The sequence below is a fragment of the Nonomuraea sp. NPDC005730 genome (assembly GCF_040630865.1).
Taxonomy (GTDB): Bacteria; Actinomycetota; Actinomycetes; order Streptosporangiales; family Streptosporangiaceae; genus Nonomuraea.
Genome location: NZ_JBEXYK010000005.1, coordinates 107,073 through 121,362, shown reverse-complemented (window position 1 = coordinate 121,362; position 14,290 = coordinate 107,073). Strand labels below are relative to the sequence as shown.

The 14,290-nt window shown below is 72.5% G+C and carries 18 protein-coding genes; 7 read left to right on the top strand and 11 right to left on the bottom strand.

Annotated elements, in window-relative coordinates; all coding sequences use genetic code 11:
* Positions 1 to 126 precede the first annotated feature (126 nt).
* A complete protein-coding gene (locus ABZ444_RS09955; RefSeq protein WP_357994626.1) occupies positions 127 to 633 on the top strand; it encodes a hypothetical protein in 507 nt (168 codons plus the stop codon).
* Between the two features lie 28 nt (positions 634 to 661).
* Here ABZ444_RS09955 and ABZ444_RS09950 read toward each other — a convergent pair whose 3' ends face one another.
* A complete protein-coding gene (locus ABZ444_RS09950; protein ID WP_357994625.1) occupies positions 662 to 1,207 on the bottom strand; it encodes a TIGR03086 family metal-binding protein in 546 nt (181 codons plus the stop codon).
* Between ABZ444_RS09950 and ABZ444_RS09945 the strand changes: the two genes are divergently transcribed.
* On the top strand, positions 1,206 to 2,033 hold the full coding sequence (locus tag ABZ444_RS09945) for a helix-turn-helix domain-containing protein (protein WP_357994624.1): 828 nt from the start codon (positions 1,206 to 1,208) through the stop codon (positions 2,031 to 2,033). The two genes, ABZ444_RS09950 and ABZ444_RS09945, sit on opposite strands and share 2 nt — an antisense overlap.
* Positions 2,034 to 2,048: 15 nt before the next feature.
* On the opposite strand, the gene ABZ444_RS09940 is transcribed toward ABZ444_RS09945, so the two are convergent.
* Both ABZ444_RS09940 and ABZ444_RS09935 read right to left on the bottom strand, forming a co-directional pair.
* On the bottom strand, positions 2,049 to 2,435 hold the full coding sequence (locus tag ABZ444_RS09940) for a DUF5713 family protein (protein ID WP_357994623.1): 387 nt from the start codon (positions 2,433 to 2,435) through the stop codon (positions 2,049 to 2,051).
* A gap of 39 nt (positions 2,436 to 2,474) precedes the next feature.
* A complete protein-coding gene (locus tag ABZ444_RS09935) occupies positions 2,475 to 2,921 on the bottom strand; it encodes a hypothetical protein (RefSeq protein ID WP_357994622.1) in 447 nt (148 codons plus the stop codon).
* An 89-nt stretch (positions 2,922 to 3,010) separates the two neighbouring features.
* Between ABZ444_RS09935 and ABZ444_RS09930 the strand changes: the two genes are divergently transcribed.
* From ABZ444_RS09930 to ABZ444_RS09920, 3 genes are all read left to right on the top strand, one after another.
* Positions 3,011 to 3,823 carry an AraC family transcriptional regulator gene (locus ABZ444_RS09930; RefSeq protein ID WP_357994621.1) on the top strand — a complete coding sequence of 271 codons (813 nt, stop codon included), beginning with the start codon at positions 3,011 to 3,013 and terminating at the stop codon, positions 3,821 to 3,823.
* 122 nt (positions 3,824 to 3,945) lie between these two features.
* On the top strand, positions 3,946 to 4,335 hold the full coding sequence (locus ABZ444_RS09925) for a VOC family protein (protein WP_357994620.1): 390 nt from the start codon (positions 3,946 to 3,948) through the stop codon (positions 4,333 to 4,335).
* 16 nt (positions 4,336 to 4,351) lie between these two features.
* Positions 4,352 to 4,900: a GNAT family N-acetyltransferase gene (locus ABZ444_RS09920; protein WP_357994619.1), complete on the top strand. Its 549-nt coding sequence runs from the start codon at positions 4,352 to 4,354 to the stop codon at positions 4,898 to 4,900.
* Here ABZ444_RS09920 and ABZ444_RS09915 read toward each other — a convergent pair.
* On the bottom strand, positions 4,834 to 5,211 hold the full coding sequence (locus tag ABZ444_RS09915) for a hypothetical protein (RefSeq protein ID WP_357994618.1): 378 nt from the start codon (positions 5,209 to 5,211) through the stop codon (positions 4,834 to 4,836). The genes ABZ444_RS09920 and ABZ444_RS09915 overlap by 67 nt on opposite strands.
* Positions 5,212 to 5,380: 169 nt before the next feature.
* On the opposite strand from ABZ444_RS09915, the gene sigJ reads away from it, so the two are divergent.
* Complete coding sequence (sigJ, locus tag ABZ444_RS09910; protein ID WP_357994617.1) at positions 5,381 to 6,274, top strand: RNA polymerase sigma factor SigJ; 894 nt, start codon at positions 5,381 to 5,383, stop codon at positions 6,272 to 6,274.
* Positions 6,275 to 6,339: 65 nt separating this feature from the next.
* The gene (locus ABZ444_RS09905) at positions 6,340 to 6,840 is read left to right on the top strand and encodes a carboxymuconolactone decarboxylase family protein (RefSeq protein WP_357994616.1); all 501 of its coding nucleotides are present in this window, start codon (positions 6,340 to 6,342) and stop codon (positions 6,838 to 6,840) included.
* 10 nt (positions 6,841 to 6,850) lie between these two features.
* Here the strand turns inward: ABZ444_RS09905 and ABZ444_RS09900 are convergent, their stop codons facing one another.
* From ABZ444_RS09900 to ABZ444_RS09870, 7 genes are all read right to left on the bottom strand, one after another.
* On the bottom strand, positions 6,851 to 7,612 hold the full coding sequence (locus tag ABZ444_RS09900) for a PIG-L family deacetylase (protein ID WP_357994615.1): 762 nt from the start codon (positions 7,610 to 7,612) through the stop codon (positions 6,851 to 6,853).
* Between the two features lie 8 nt (positions 7,613 to 7,620).
* Positions 7,621 to 8,757 (bottom strand): ROK family protein, encoded by a 1,137-nt coding sequence (locus ABZ444_RS09895; RefSeq protein ID WP_357994614.1) that lies wholly within the window; start codon positions 8,755 to 8,757, stop codon positions 7,621 to 7,623.
* 2 nt (positions 8,758 to 8,759) lie between these two features.
* Positions 8,760 to 9,581 (bottom strand): carbohydrate ABC transporter permease, encoded by an 822-nt coding sequence (locus ABZ444_RS09890; protein ID WP_357994613.1) that lies wholly within the window; start codon positions 9,579 to 9,581, stop codon positions 8,760 to 8,762.
* A 1-nt stretch (position 9,582) separates the two neighbouring features.
* Complete coding sequence (locus tag ABZ444_RS09885) at positions 9,583 to 10,464, bottom strand: sugar ABC transporter permease (protein WP_357994612.1); 882 nt, start codon at positions 10,462 to 10,464, stop codon at positions 9,583 to 9,585.
* Between the two features lie 3 nt (positions 10,465 to 10,467).
* Positions 10,468 to 11,895: an N-acetylglucosamine/diacetylchitobiose ABC transporter substrate-binding protein gene (gene ngcE / locus ABZ444_RS09880; protein WP_357994611.1), complete on the bottom strand. Its 1,428-nt coding sequence runs from the start codon at positions 11,893 to 11,895 to the stop codon at positions 10,468 to 10,470.
* Positions 11,896 to 11,985: 90 nt separating this feature from the next.
* Positions 11,986 to 12,942, bottom strand: coding sequence for a BadF/BadG/BcrA/BcrD ATPase family protein (locus ABZ444_RS09875; protein ID WP_357994610.1), 957 nt, complete (start codon positions 12,940 to 12,942; stop codon positions 11,986 to 11,988).
* A complete protein-coding gene (locus ABZ444_RS09870) occupies positions 12,936 to 14,186 on the bottom strand; it encodes a 6-phospho-beta-glucosidase (protein WP_357994609.1) in 1,251 nt (416 codons plus the stop codon). The genes ABZ444_RS09875 and ABZ444_RS09870 overlap by 7 nt, the downstream gene beginning before the upstream one ends.
* Between the last annotated feature and the right edge of the window lie 104 nt (positions 14,187 to 14,290).

Here is a 14,290-nt window from a genome sequence, read left to right as displayed (position 1 = left end):
CGCGCGCGAAGCCGTGCGGGTCGTCCTGACCCGCACGGCTTCGCGTTGTGCGCGCTTGCTTCCACGCCCATTGGATAGTACCGTTATCCAAGTTCGGATAACGGTACTATCCAATGGGGTGTTCCGGTGACGGTGATCGTTCTTCTGGTGGCCACGCTGGGCTTCCGGCTGCTGGGCGCGCTCGGCGTGCGGCGGTTCGGCACGTGGCAGGTGTCCGCGGCGCACGGGCTGGCCGTCATGGTGGTGATGACGGGAAGCGCGCACTTCGTCCCCGACGGGGTGACCTTCATGCCGAACCACGGCGACCTGGTGCGCATGGTGCCGCCCATCGTGCCGTTCCCCGCCGCCGTGGTCTACCTGACCGGCGTGCTGGAGCTGGCCGGGGCGATCGGGCTGGTGCTGCCCGCCACCCGCCGGGCGGCCGGGATCTGCCTGGCCCTGCTGTTCGTCGGCCTGCTCCCGGCGAACGTCTACGCGGCGGTCTCCGACGTGCCCTTCGCGGGCGGGGAGGCCACGCCGCTGTGGGAGCGCATCCCGGAGCAGGTTCTCTACATCGCCGCGGCGCTCTTCGCCGCCCGGCGGCGTGCCGTGCCCGTCCGGGAGGGCGTGGAGCCCGTGCCCGCCGCCCGTTGACCCGTCGTCTTCCTCGCCGGTGAGCCGGTCAGGGCTTCCAGGCCGGGTCGCGGCCGATCAGGCCGAGCAGCCGGTCGAACGGCGGGGCGTCGTCCGGCACCGCCACCGGCGGCCCGAACGCCCCGTTCTGCCGGCCCATCTCCACCGTCTGCTGCGTGAACCCCAGCCCACGGGCGACGGCCTCGGCGTCCGGCTCGTACGCCTGGTCGGTGGCCCTGGCCAGGTCCCAGCCGTGCACGACCATGTCGACCAGCCACAGGTGGGCCACCATGGTCATCGGCATGCCGCCCAGCGCGGCGCACGTGCCCTCCCACGCCTGCGGCCGCGACCAGGCGGCCAGCATGCGCCCGGCCCGCTCGGGGAAGTCGCCCGCGTACGGGCCCTGCTCGGTGCGCTCCCCGCCGTGCGCCAGCGACGCGAACATCTCCGCCACCCACTCCAGGTGGTTGACCAGCGCCTTGACGTCGAACTCCGCGCACGGCGTCGGGGACCCGAACTGCTCGGGCCGCACCGCGGCCACCAGGCCGGCGGTCCGGTGGGTGGCCCGGGTCATCAGCGGCATCATGTCTTCCATGGCAGACATGATGTCCCGCCTGCCTCGGGCACGGCTTGTAGAAACGCGACAGCGCGGCTGGGTGAATCCGCACGCGGGGCTGGCCGCCTTCGACTTCGCGCGCCAGGCGCCGCCGCCGCGGCTGGCGGCGTACGTCGACCACTTCTGGGTCGTCACGTGGACCGACCTCGCCGAGCCCTACGTGCAGCGCATCCTGTCGCACCCGACCGTGAACATGACGATCGTCCAGGACTTCCACCGGATCGCGGGCGTGATCGACGGCGGGTTCTCGTACACGATGCGGGGCACCGGCCGCGCGCTCGGCACCCGCTTCCGCCCCGGCGGCTTCCGGACGTTCCTCGGCGGCCCGGTGTCCGAGCTCACCGGCCGGTTCGTGGAGATCGGCGAGATGTTCCCGGCCTCCGGCCCGGCGCTGGTCGGCGGCGTGCTGGCCGAGCCGGACCCGGGCGCCGCCATCGCGCTCGTGGAGGCGTTCCTGCTGGCGCTCGGGCCAGCGCCGGACCCGCTGGCCGAGGAGGCCGCGGCCCTGGTGGGGCTGGTCGAGGACGACGTGACCGTGACCAGGGTCGACGAGCTGGCCGCCAAGGCGGGCCGGTCGATACGCTCCCTGCAACGCCTGTTCCGGGACTATGTCGGCATCGGCCCCAAATGGGTGATCCGCCGCTTCCGGCTGCACGAGGCCGCGGAACGCGTGCAGCAGGGCCTCGACCTCGCCACGCTCGCCGCCGAGCTGGGCTACACCGACCAGGCCCACCTGACCCGCGACTTCACCGCCGCCGTCGGCATGCCACCGGCCGCCTACGCCCGCCTCAACCCCCACACCTGACACCTCCGGCCGGGGTCACCATTCGCGGGTGGCGATCAGCTCCTCGATGTCGGCCTCCGGGAAGCCGTAGGTGGTGGCCACGAACCAGAACTCCTCGGCGATCGCCTCGCGCGCGACGGTCTCGATCTCGCTGCCGGCCTCGTGGAACTCCTCGTCGAGCGCGTTGAACTCCTCCGTCGCGGCATGCGTCAGCGCGTAGAGGGAGGCCAGGTCGCCGGGCCGCTCGGTCTCGACGCGTTCGCACAGTCGCAGCAGGACGGCCCTGCCCTTGTCGACGACGTGGTCGGGGTAGTAGCCGTCGCGGTAGAGGGCCTTGAGGAAGGCGTGGCCGATCACCTGCGGATGCGTGGGGGACAACCCGATCTCCATTTCCGTGCGGACGCGGTCGGACGGCTCGATCATGCCCGGCGCGACCGACAGAATCCGCCGGGTGCGTCCAGGTCAGCGCATCAGCTCGTACGCCGCGTACGCCGTGATCCCGTACGCGAGGTGCGGGACGACGTCGGAGACCCACGCGCCCGCCGGCCACTCGCTCGGATGGGTGACGTCGAGCAACGTCAGCGGCACGTTCGAGCCGGACATGGCCAGAGCGGTGAGCGCCAGCACCCCGACCGGCCACGACCTGCGCCGCCCCGACAGGAACCCGTAGGCGATGGCCGAGGCGATCCCGGTCGCGTACCCCATGAGCGAGCCCAGCGCCTCCGTGCGGTTGGCGGCCCGGTCGCCGTCGCCGAGGTCGGTGTGCGTCAGGCCGGACAACTTCGCCACGGCCTGCCGCGGCGTGCTGCTCGCGGCCCGCGCCCGGACGAGCATGTCCAGGTAGGAGACGGTGTTCAGCGCCGTGGTGCCCGCCGCTCCCGCGATCAGTCCCTTGACGAGTGTGTGCATGCCCTGGCCGCTACCCCGCCCGGCCCGCCCGTCACCCGCCCGCCGGACCTGGCGGCCGGTGCGCGGCCGGCGGGCCGTACCGTGGCAGGGTGAGCGCCGATGGAATGCCCGCCGCGCTGTCGCCGTACGTGACGACGCTGGCCGCCTACGACCTCGGGCCCGGCTCGGGCGGGGTTCATCGCGGGTTGCCGTCGTCCACGCTGTCGGTCACGATCCCCGCGGACGGCCCGGTCGACATCGCCTGGATCGGGCGGCCGGGGCCGGGGCGGCGGCTGCGCGCCGCCGTCGCCGGGCTGCACCTCGACGCGGCCGAGTTGCGGCAGCGGGGAGGCACGCGCGGGGTGTGGCTGACGCTCACCCCGCCGGGCGCCGCCGCCCTGCTCGGGGTCCCCGCCGCGGCGCTGGCCGGGGAGGTGGCCGACCTCGCCGACGTCGTCCCGGCGCTGGCCGACCTGCCGGAGCGCCTGGCGGGCTGCCGGTCCTGGGCCCAGCGCCGCGCCCTCGTCGAACGCCGGCTGCTCGCGGGGCTGGCCCGCCACGGCGACCGCGCCGCCCGCCGCACCTCCCGGGCCACGCTCGCGGCCCTGTCCGGGACTGCCCGGGTCGAGGAGGCCGCCCGGCTCCTCGGGTGCTCGCGGCGCCACCTGAGCGGAGCCGTGCGCGGCGAGTTCGGGGTGACGCCGAAGGAGTACCAGCGGCTCGTCCGCTTCGAGGCCGCCCGGCGCCGGCTCGTGGCCGCCGCACGCTCCGGCCGGACGGCGCTCGCGGAGGTGGCCGCCGCCTCGGGCTTCGCCGACCAGGCACACCTGACCAGGGAGTGGCGCGCCATGGCCGGCTGCACGCCCACGGAATGGCTGCGTACCGAAGGCCCGCCCGCCCAGCCTCTCCCCGCCCCGCACTGACGCCCGTACCCGCAGCGTGCCCCCCGGGACACCCGCCCTCCGACGCCCGGGGCCCCGGCGCTCGTCCTTTTCGTGCCCATATGTTCAAGACCCCGGCCGCCGCGCGCCGCCACGATGGCCGTATGGACATGCACCTCGTTCCTCGCCTCGTCGTGCCCGACCCCGACCGGGCCTCCGCCTTCTACCGGGACACCCTGGGCGCCGAGGAGGTGTTCCGCGCCGCGCCGGGCGACGACGGGCGGCCCACCGTCATCGAGCACCGTCTCGGCGGCGCCACGTTCCGGGTCTCGCCCGCCGTCGCCGACTGGGGCTGGCTCTCACCGGACGACCTGGGCGGCTCCCCGGTGCTCCTGGAGATCGTCGTCGACGACCCGGACGCCGTCGGCGAGCGCATGACCGCCCAGGGCGCGCGGACGGTCGTGCCCATCGAGAACCGGCCCTACGGCCTGCGCTCGGGCCGTCTCCGCGACCCGTACGGCCACCTGTGGATCCTCACCGGAGACCTGCGCTGAGGCGCCGGGCGGCGCGGTGAGCCCTTTTTTCCTGCTGGTCCGGCCTGCCATGCTGCTCGGCATGGAGGACATGGATCAGGCGCACGTCCACATCCGGCCCTTCCGCGCGGAGGACCGTCCGGGGGTGCTGGCGCTGGCTCCCCGGCTGGCGGAGGGGCTCGCGGCCTGGCGGGACCCCGGCGCGGCCGTACGGGCGGCGGAGCGGTGGCTCGCCGGGTCCGTCGCCGCGGCGGGGGAACGACGGGGAGCGGTCTTCGTCGCCGTGCGGGGCTCCCGGGTCGTCGGCGTCGTCTCGGTGGACCGGCAGCGGCACTTCACCGGCGACGAGGACGCCTACGTCGGCGAGCTGGCCGTCCACCCGGAGGCCGTCCGTGCGGGGCTGGGCCGCCGGCTCATGGCGGCGGCCGAGGACTGGGCCCGTGACCAGGGCCTGCGCCACCTCACCCTGGAGACGGGCGCCGCCAACACCGCCGCCCGCCGCTTCTACGCCGCTCTCGGCTACACGGAGGAGAGCGTGCGGCTGGCCCGTTCGCTGGACCGCGCCGCCCAGACCCGGCTGAGCTGAAGCACGCTGCCGGCGAACAGCAGCACGCCCAGCGGCACGTGCAGGGTCGTCACGTGCGCGATGCCCAGCGCGACCTGGGCGCTGACCAGCACCAGGAACCCGGCCGCGTGCATGATCGGCTTCGGGGAGCCGCCGCCCGGCCGCCACGCCAGGATCGCGGCCACCAGGTGCAGCACCGCCACGACGAACACCGTGTACGCGGCGGCGCTGTGCAGCGGCTGCCCGTTGGGCACCGACAACAGCAGCCCGGCGGTGACCGGCGCGGCGAACAGGGCCAGGGTCTGCAGGATGATCGCGACACGTAGCAACATGGGGAACTCCTCGACCGCCGGGTGACGGCGGTCCGCTTCTGGGGCTTGCCTTCGAAAAGTCCGACGACGTGACCGCCGGAAATGTGAGGTGGCGCGGTGACCTCACATCCGGGAGCGCCGTCTCGTCGGACACACTAGGACAAAAGCGACTAAGGGAGTCGTCCACATCATGACCACCGCACCCGACCCCGGCCTGGACGCGATCATGAGCGAGCGCAGGCAGCTCATCAACCTCGCCTACCGCCTCCTCGGCTCGCTGGCCGACGCCGAGGACGTCGTCCAGGAGACCTACACCCGCTGGTACGCCATGTCACCCGGGCAGCAGGCGGCCATCGAGTCGCCGGGCGCCTGGCTGACCAGGGTCGCCGGCCGCATCTGCCTGGACGTGCTCGGCTCGGCCCGCGCCCGCCGCGAGCGCTACGTGGGCGAGTGGATCCCCGAGCCGCTGCCCGACCGCACGGAATGGCCCGGCGACGACCCGGCCGACCGGGTCACCCTGGACGAGTCGGTCAACATGGCCTTCCTCGTCGTGCTGGAGTCGATGACGCCGGCCGAGCGGGTCGCGTTCGTCCTGCACGACGTCTTCCGCTACCCCTTCGCCGAGGTGGCCGAGATCGTCGGCCGCACCCCGGCCGCCTGCCGCAAGCTGGCCTCCTCCGCGCGGCACCGCATCGACGCCGCGCGCACCTCGGTGACCCCGGCGGCCCGGCAGGCCGGCATCGTCCGCGAGTTCAAGCAGGCGTGGGAGGCCAAGGACATCGACGCCCTCATCGCCCTGCTCGACCCCGGCGTGGTCGGCGTCGCCGACGGCGGCGGCGTGGTCAACGCCGTGCTGCGGCCGATCGAGGGCGCCGGACAGGTGGCCCGCTACGCCGTCGAGATCGCCACCCGGGCGCCGGCCATGACGCTGCTGGAGCGCACCGTCAACGGCCGCCCCGGCCTGGCGGCCCAGCGGGACGGCGTCACCGTGATGGTCGTGGCGTTCGACGTGGCGGAGGGCCGGATCAAGCGGCTGTGGGCGGTGCGCAACCCCGACAAGCTCCACCCCTGGACGGCGGCCTGACCCTCACATTCCCGGACGCTGTGTCGTCGGTCCGCCGAGACACGATCGCCGAAGAAGGGAAGCCGATGTCCACGACGACCGAGCAGGAGAACCTCCAGTCGCGTCTGCCCGATCCCGCCAGGTTCTTTCCCGAGCTGGGGGAGATCGCCGTGGCCATGACCAAGGCCACCCGCAACGGCGCGATCCCGGGGAGCACCGTCGGCCTGGTGCAGCTGCGCGCCGGGCAGATCGCCGGCAGCACGTACCACACGGTCCGGCAGGCCGACCTGCTGCGCCGGGCGGGGGAGCCGGACGAGCGCCTCGCCGCCGTGGCGTCGTGGCGGGACGCCCCCTACTTCTCCGGCGCCGAACGGGTGGCGCTGGAGCTGGTGGAGGCCGTCCTCACCGCGAACCCGGCCGGGGAACGCGTCCCCGACGAGCTGTACGCCAGGGCAGCCGCCCACTACGACGACAAGGCCCTGTGGACGCTCGTCCTGGCGATCAGCCAGATCTGCTTCTTCATCCCCGTCGCCGTCATAGCCAAGCCGATCCCCGGCAGGCCCCCCGGCAAGAACTACACCGGCTGACGCCGGGCGGCTACGCGACCGGGGCCGCGGTCCCGGCGAGCAGGCGGCCGACCTCTTCCTGGTCGGCCTTCCTGCCGTAGCCGGCGAACTGGAAGGTCTCCTCCTTCAGGAACTCCGCCCAGTGTTCGAGCACGAACGCCCGTCCGGCGGCCACGTCACCGGGCAGGGGAGCCTGGTCCAGGAAGCCCCGCTGCCACGGCGCGAACTCCAGGAACTGGGAGGCGTGGGCCAGGCACGCGTCGAGCTTGGCCGTCAGCACCGGGGACACGTCCACCACCACGTCGGGCCGGTGGACGGGGGCGGAGGCGTAGTCCGTCATGAGCAGGCACACCGGCATGCGCCGCAGGGCCGGCTTGCCCACCTCCAGGTTGCGCGTCATCGCGAACTCGACCGCGTGCGCGGCCAGTTGCCCGGCGGCCCGGTTGTCGGGGTGGCCGCCGCCGTCGGCGTGCAGGGCGATCACCAGGTCGGGCCGCCAGGCGCGGATCTGCGCCAGCACCCGCAACCGCAGCTCGACGGTGGGTTCCAGCATGCCGTCGTGCACGTCGAAGATCTCATAGTCCACCACGCCCAGGGCGTCGGCCGCGCGCCACGCCTCCTCGGCGCGGCGGCGCGCCAGCGGGCCGCGCTCCAGCACGTGGTGCCCGGCGTCGCCGTTGGTGAGCGTCAAAAACTTCACCGCGTGGCCGGCCTGTGCCAGCAGCGCGGCCGTGCCGCCCGCGTAGATCTCGGGCTCGTCGGGATGAGCGGCGATCACGAGGGTTCTCAACATGTGCGTCCTTAGGGGTTGGATTCACCGGTACGACCGGCCGTACCGGCTTGGAAGACCCGCTCGCGGGTCAGGTCCAGGGCGTAGCAGAGAGCGCCGCCGAGCACGGCGTTGCCGCACACGGCGCTGAGGGCCACGGTCACCGGCACCAGCGGCGTCGAGGCCAGACGGTCGGCGACCCGCGCCCTGAGCGGCTCGCCTCCCGCCACGCACAGCGGCCCGGCCAGCACGACCAGGCCCGGGTCGAGCACCCCGATCGCGGCCGTCACGCCGAGCGCCACCCGCGCGGCGGCGTCGTCGAGGAAGCCCTGCGGGGCCTCGGCCAGCGTCCGGCTCACGGCGGTGAGCGTGGGGTCGCCGGGCAGGCCGTGCGCCTGCGCCAGCGCGGCCAGCGGCTCGGCGCCGAGCAGCGCGCCGAGCGGCCCGCCGTCCTGCCCGTAGCGGCGGCCGGTGGTGACCGGGTCGGGCACGATGACCGAGCCGACCTCGCCGCCGCGCCCGGTGACGCCCCGCCAGAGCGCGCCGTCGAGCACGACTCCGGCGCCGACCCCGCCGCCCACCCAGAACAGCACGAAACTGCTGTCGTCGTGCTCCTGGAGCTCGCGGATGGCGACCAGGTTGACGTCGTTCTCCAGGCGGACGTTGCCCGGCAGGTCGTCCAGGCCGGACCAGCCCGACAGCTGCACGGCCTGCCGCAGCCGCCGGCCGTCGGCCTCCACCACTCCCGGCACGCCCACCACGACCTGGTCGAGCCGGTCCAGCTCGAAGCCGGCCGCGCCGACCGTCTCGGCCAGCAGCCGCCGGGCGTCGCCGGTCGCCTCGGTGCGATGGGTGCCGAGCACCCGGCCGGTCAGGTCGGCGACCGACACCTCGATCGAGCTCGTGGTGAGATCGACCCCGGCGACGCGCGCGGCGGAGCCGTCGAGCTGCCACATCTGCGCGGCCGGCCCGGCGTTGCCCGGCTTGAGACCGGCCTTCCTGGCCAGCCCGCTGTTCTCCAGCCTGCGCAGCACCTCGGCCGCCGACGCCTTGGACAGGCCCGTGTGCAGTTCCAGCTCGGCGCGGGTGAGGCCGCCGTGCTCAAGGAGCAGGGTGAGCGCGGCGCGCTCGTTGAGCGTGCGGAAGACGGTGGGGTTTCCTGAAGACATTCCTACTTCAGCGCTCCTGATGTCAGCCCGGACTGGATATGTCGCTGGAAGACGATATAGATCAGCACGACGGGAAGCACTGTCATGCTGAGAGCGGCGAACAGTCCGGGCCAGTCGGCCTCGTACCCGGCGATGGTGGAGATGTCGGCCACGCCCTGGGTGATGACCCACAGGCTCTTGTCGCCGGGCAGCAGGACCAGCGGGATGAGGTACTGGTTCCACTGGCCGAGCACGTTGAAGATGGTCAGGCTGACCAGCGCCGGGCGGGCCATGGGCAGCATGACCTGGAAGAACGTGCGGGTGTGCGAGGCCCCGTCGATCATCGCCGCCTCGGCCACCGCGTCCGGCAGCGCCCTGAAGAAGGACGTCAGGAAGAACACCGTGAACGGCAGCGAGTAGGCGATGTAGACCAGGACCAGGCCGACGTGGCTGTTGAGCAGCCCGAGCCCGTCCACCACGAAGAACAGCGGCACGAGCGCCAGGAAGACCGGGAAGGCCATGCCGGAGACGAACAGGAAGTAGACCAGCCGGTTGCCCGGGAAGCGGTAGCGGGCCAGCACGTACGCGGCCATCGAGCTGAGCAGCATCGTCCCGGCCACGCCGAAGAAGACCACGATGACCGTGTTGAGCAGGTAGCGGCCGATGTTGGCCCGCTCCCAGGCCCGCGCCCAGTTGTCCCAGCGCAGCTCGCCGGGCAGTTGCAGGGCGTCGCCGAAGATCTCGGCGTTGCTCTTGAAGGAGGCCAGCAGGGTCCACAGCAGCGGGGCGACGATGAGCAGCGCCCAGAGGCCAAGAACGGCCTGGATGCTGATTTTTCGGAACATTTCAGTAGACGACCTTCTGGCGGCGGGTCACGCGCAACGTCAGCGCGGCGAAGGTGAGGGTCAGGAAGAACAGCGCCACGCCCATGGCCGAGGCGTAGCCGAACCGGGAGTAGGAGAAGGCGTTCTTGTAGATCTCCGTGGCCAGCACGGTGGTCGCGCCGTCCGGCCCGCCCTGCTCCACCGACAGGACGTTGACCAGCGCGAACCCGTCGAACGCGGCGATCCCCAGATAGACCCAGGCCACCTGGACGGTGTCCCACACCAGGGGCAGCGTGATGGAGAAGAACGTGCGCAGCCGCCCGGCGCCGTCGAGGGCGGCCGCCTCGAACACGTCCTTCGGAATGGCCGCCATCCCGGCCGAGAACAGCACGACGTAGAAGCCGACCGCCTGCCACACCATCACCGCGATGATCGACCACAGCGCCAGGTTCTGCTCCGTCAGCCAGCCGACCGGCTCGACGTCCAGCTTCGCCAGCGCGCCGTTCAGCACGCCGCTCGTGTCCGGCCGGTAGACGGCCTTGAACAGCACCCCGACCACCGCGACCGCCAGCACCTGCGGCAGGAAGAAGATCACCCGGTAGAACCGGGCCCCCGGCGTGCCCGCCGAGTCGCCGAGCAGGTACGCGAAGACCAGCGCGAGCGCGATGGTCACCAACGGCAGCGTGACCAGCAGGACCGCGTGGTTGCGGACCGCCTGCCAGAACGTGTCGTTGCCGAGCATCCGCCGGAAGTTGTCCAGGCCGACGAAGTTCAGGTTCGCCGACACCCCGCGCCAGTCGGTCAGCGCGATCTGGAACGCCTGGACGTACGGGCTGATCACGAAGACCGCGTAGAGGACCACGGGCAGGGCGAGGAAGCCCGCGACGAAGCCGTGCCGCCTCATCGCTCAGACGCTCCTGGTCTGCTTGGCGATCGCGGAGTCCGCCTTGAGCTCGTCGGCCTTCTTCTGCATGTTCGCGCAGAACTGCTCGGGCGTGATGCGTCCGGACATCACCGAGTTGGTCTGGACCTGCCCGTGGTCGAACAGCTCCTTGTACCAGCCCTCGAAGCGGGCGTCGGTGATGATGTTCGTCCCGGCCGCCTCCTGGGCCTTGGCCGCGCTGCGCACGGCCGAGGTCAGGTCGAGCCCGTCCACGACGCCGTTGACGACGGTGAGGTTCTTGGTCAGCTCGGTGTAGCCGCGCGCGCCCTCCCGCGACAACATCATGCGCAGGTACTCCAGGCCGCCCTGCGGGTTCTTGCCCTTGGCCGCCACGAAGAACGCCTCGCTCACCCCGATCATGATCGCCTCGTACGGCATCGCGTCGGCGGCGGTGATGCTGGGCACCGGGGCGATCGCGTACTCGAACGAGGCCGGCCGGTCCTTGGCCATCTCGTTCTCCAGCCAGGAGCCGCAGGGGTAGAACAGCACCTTGTCCTGCAGGTGCTTGACCTGCGTCTGGGTGTGGTCGAGCCCGAAGTACGCCTTGTCGCCGAAGTCGCGCTGCACCTGCGCCCACGCCGCGACGGCCTGCCGTACGGGCTCGGCCTGCCAGGCGCCGTCGGCGAGGTTGTCGATGTCGACGATCACCTTGTTGCCGCCGATCTTGGCGGCGCTGTAGACCAGGTTCCAGAGCTGGTAGAAGGGGCCGACCTGGCCCGGGTAGGCGAACAGCGCGATGCCCGCCTTCTTGGCCTCCTCGCCGAGGGCGTTGAACTCCGCCCACGTCTTCGGCGCCTGCCAGCCGCGCTTCTCGAACAGCTTGGCGTTGTACCACAGGGCGCGGTGGGCGACCGTGTACTGCAGCACCCGCGGCACGCCGTCGATCAGCGAGTTCTCGTAGACGCCGCCGACCAGGGTGTCGCGCACCTTCTTGGCCGGGTCCACCAGGGAGGGGGCGTCGAACAGCGGCGTCAGGTCGGCGAGGTGCCCCTCGGCGACGAGCGACTGCAGGTCGAGGGCGTCGGGGCCGGAGTTGTTGACCACGTCGGGCGCGTCGCCGCTGATGAAGCGGGGGCGCAGCTGCGTGCCGACCTTCTGGGTGGGCACGTGCTTGATCTTGGCGGTCTTGTACGCCTTGCTGTAGAGGGCCTCGTGCAGGTCGGTCGCGTAGCCGTCGCCGTTGCCGCCGCTGAAGATCACGACTTCCAGCTGCCTGGCGGCGTCCACGCCGAGGGGGTTGGCGGCCGAGGTGGGCGCGGCCGAGGTGGAGGCGACCGGAGCGGCGGAGCGGCCCGTGGCGCACGCGGCGAGCAGCCCCGCGCCCGGGCCCGCCGTCAGGGCGGTGAGTCCGATACGTCGAAGAACCTCACGTCGGCTGGGGTTGGTGGACATGGGGGGCCTCCTTGACCGCCAACCGTCCGGATACTTTCCAGACGGTTGGCGGCTGACTTTAGACTTACCGCCCCACGTGCGTCAATACCTCTAGAACTGCGCTCGGAGACGAGCCTTGGCCTCCTCGGAGGCCCCGATACGGTCCAGGCCGTTCAGCGCGGCCCCGACGATCGGCGGCTGGTCCGGGATCACCTGCTTGGCCAGCGGAGCCCGTACGGCGAACCGCTCCTCCAGCATCGCGACCAGCAGCGGGATGCGCGCGTGCAGCACGCCTCCGCCCAGCACGACCTCCGTCGGCGTCTCCAGCAGGTCCAGCCGACGCAGGCACACCTCGGCCATCACCACGATCTCGTCGGCCAGCCGGGTGACCAGCTCCAACGCGATCGCGTCAGCCGACGCGGCGGCCTCGAACACCTTGGGCGCGAGCGCGGTCAGGTGATGCCGCTCGATCTGCCCGAAATGCACCCCGAGCACCACCTCCTCGACCGTCCGCGTGCCGAAATGCGCCTTGATCAGTTCGGCGAGGGCGGTCGGGGCGCCCCGGCCGTCCTCGGCGCGGATGGCGTGCCACAACGCCTCCTCGGCCAGGCCGCCGCCGCCACCCCAGTCGCCGCTGATCCGGCCGAGGGCGGGGAAGCGGGCCACCCCGCCCGTGGGCGAGACGCCGACCGCGTTGATGCCCGCGCCGCACACCACCGCGACGCCGCTGGGCCCGGACGCCCCCGAACGCAGCAGCGCGAAGCTGTCGTTGCCCACGACGACGTCGGCGGCCATCCCGCGGGCGCGGAACTCGGCCGCGAGGGCCTCCTCCTCCACTGGCAGGTCGGCCCCGGCCAGGTAGGCGTAGAGCTGGTCGGCGTACGGGGCGGCGGCCCCCGGTCCGAGCGCCCGCCGCACGGCCTGCTCCACGACGTCCACGGCCGCCGGCACGCCGACGGTCTGCGGCTCGAACGGCCCGCCGTCGCCCTGGGCCAGGATCGTGCCGTCGCCCGAAAGCACGACGACGTGCGTCTTGCTGTTGCCCGCGTCCACGGCGATGATCACCATGGCAGGTACCGCTCGTTCGCCGCCAGCAGCAGGCCGGTCAGCTCGTCCGCGACGGCCTCCTGGCCGATCAGCGGGTGGGCCAGCAACGCGTTGCGCACCCGGTCCGCGCCGCCGTGCAGCGCCGCGTCGAGCGCCAGCTCCTCGTACGCGGAGACGTTCGCGATCAGGCCCGCGTAAAGCGGCTCCACCGGATCGACCGGCAGCGGCGCAGCCCCGGACGCCGAGACCCTGGCCGGGACCTCGATGACCGCCTCGTCGCGCAGGAACGGCAGCGTCCCGTCGTTGCGGGTGTTGACCACCTGGACGTCGCCCCGGTCGCCGAGCAGCGAGGCGATCAGCGCGACGGCGGCCTCGGAGTAGTAGGCGCCGCCCCGCTTGTCCAGCAGGTCCGGCTTGGTGTCCACGGCCGGGTCCGCGTACAGCTCCAGGAGCTGCTTCTCCATCGCCGCGACCTCGGCCGCGCGCGACGGCTTGGCCCGCTGCTCGCTCACCACCAGGTCGTGGGCGTAGAAGTAGCGCAGGTAGTAGGACGGGACCACCTGGAGCCTGCGCAGCAGCCCGACCGGCAGTCCGATGTCGTCGGCCAGCTCCTGCCCGTGCTCGGCGAGCAGCCGCGGCAGCACGTCCACACCGTCGACCACGACCGACCGCTCCCACGTCAGGTGGTTGAGCCCGACGTGCCCGAGGGCGACCCGCTCCGGCGGCACGCCGAGGTGCCGGGCGAAGCGGCGCTGGAACCCGATGGCCACGTTGCACAGGCCGATCGCGCGGTGCCCGGCGTCCAGCAGCGCCCTGGTGACGATGCCGACCGGGTTGGTGAAGTCGACGATCCAGGCGTCGGGGGCGTGGGCGCGTACCTGCTCGGCCAGTTCGAGCACCACCGGGACCGTGCGCAGGGCCTTGGCGAGACCGCCCGCGCCCGTCGTCTCCTGGCCGATGCAGCCGCACTCCAGCGGCAGCGTCTCGTCCACGTTCCGCGCGGCCTGGCCGCCCACCCTGAGCTGGAAGAGCACGGCGTCAGCGCCCGCCACGCCCTCGGCCACGTCGGCGGTGGCGATCACCTTCGCCGGGTGCCCGGCCCTGCGCAACATCCTGCGGGACACGCCCGCCACCAGGTCGAGCCGCGTGGCGTCCGGGTCGACCAGGGCGATCTCGGTGAGCGGCAGCTCGTCGCGCAGCCTGGCGAAGCCGTCGATGAGCTCGGGGGTGTAGGTCGAACCGCCCCCGATCACGGCGAGTCTCATGTGCAACTCCTCAATTAGGAAACTTTCCTAACCGCCGAACCTACCCGACCTCCTCCGATTCGACTCCTCCCACCCCGTTCCGGGGAATTTCCTGATGCCATGTC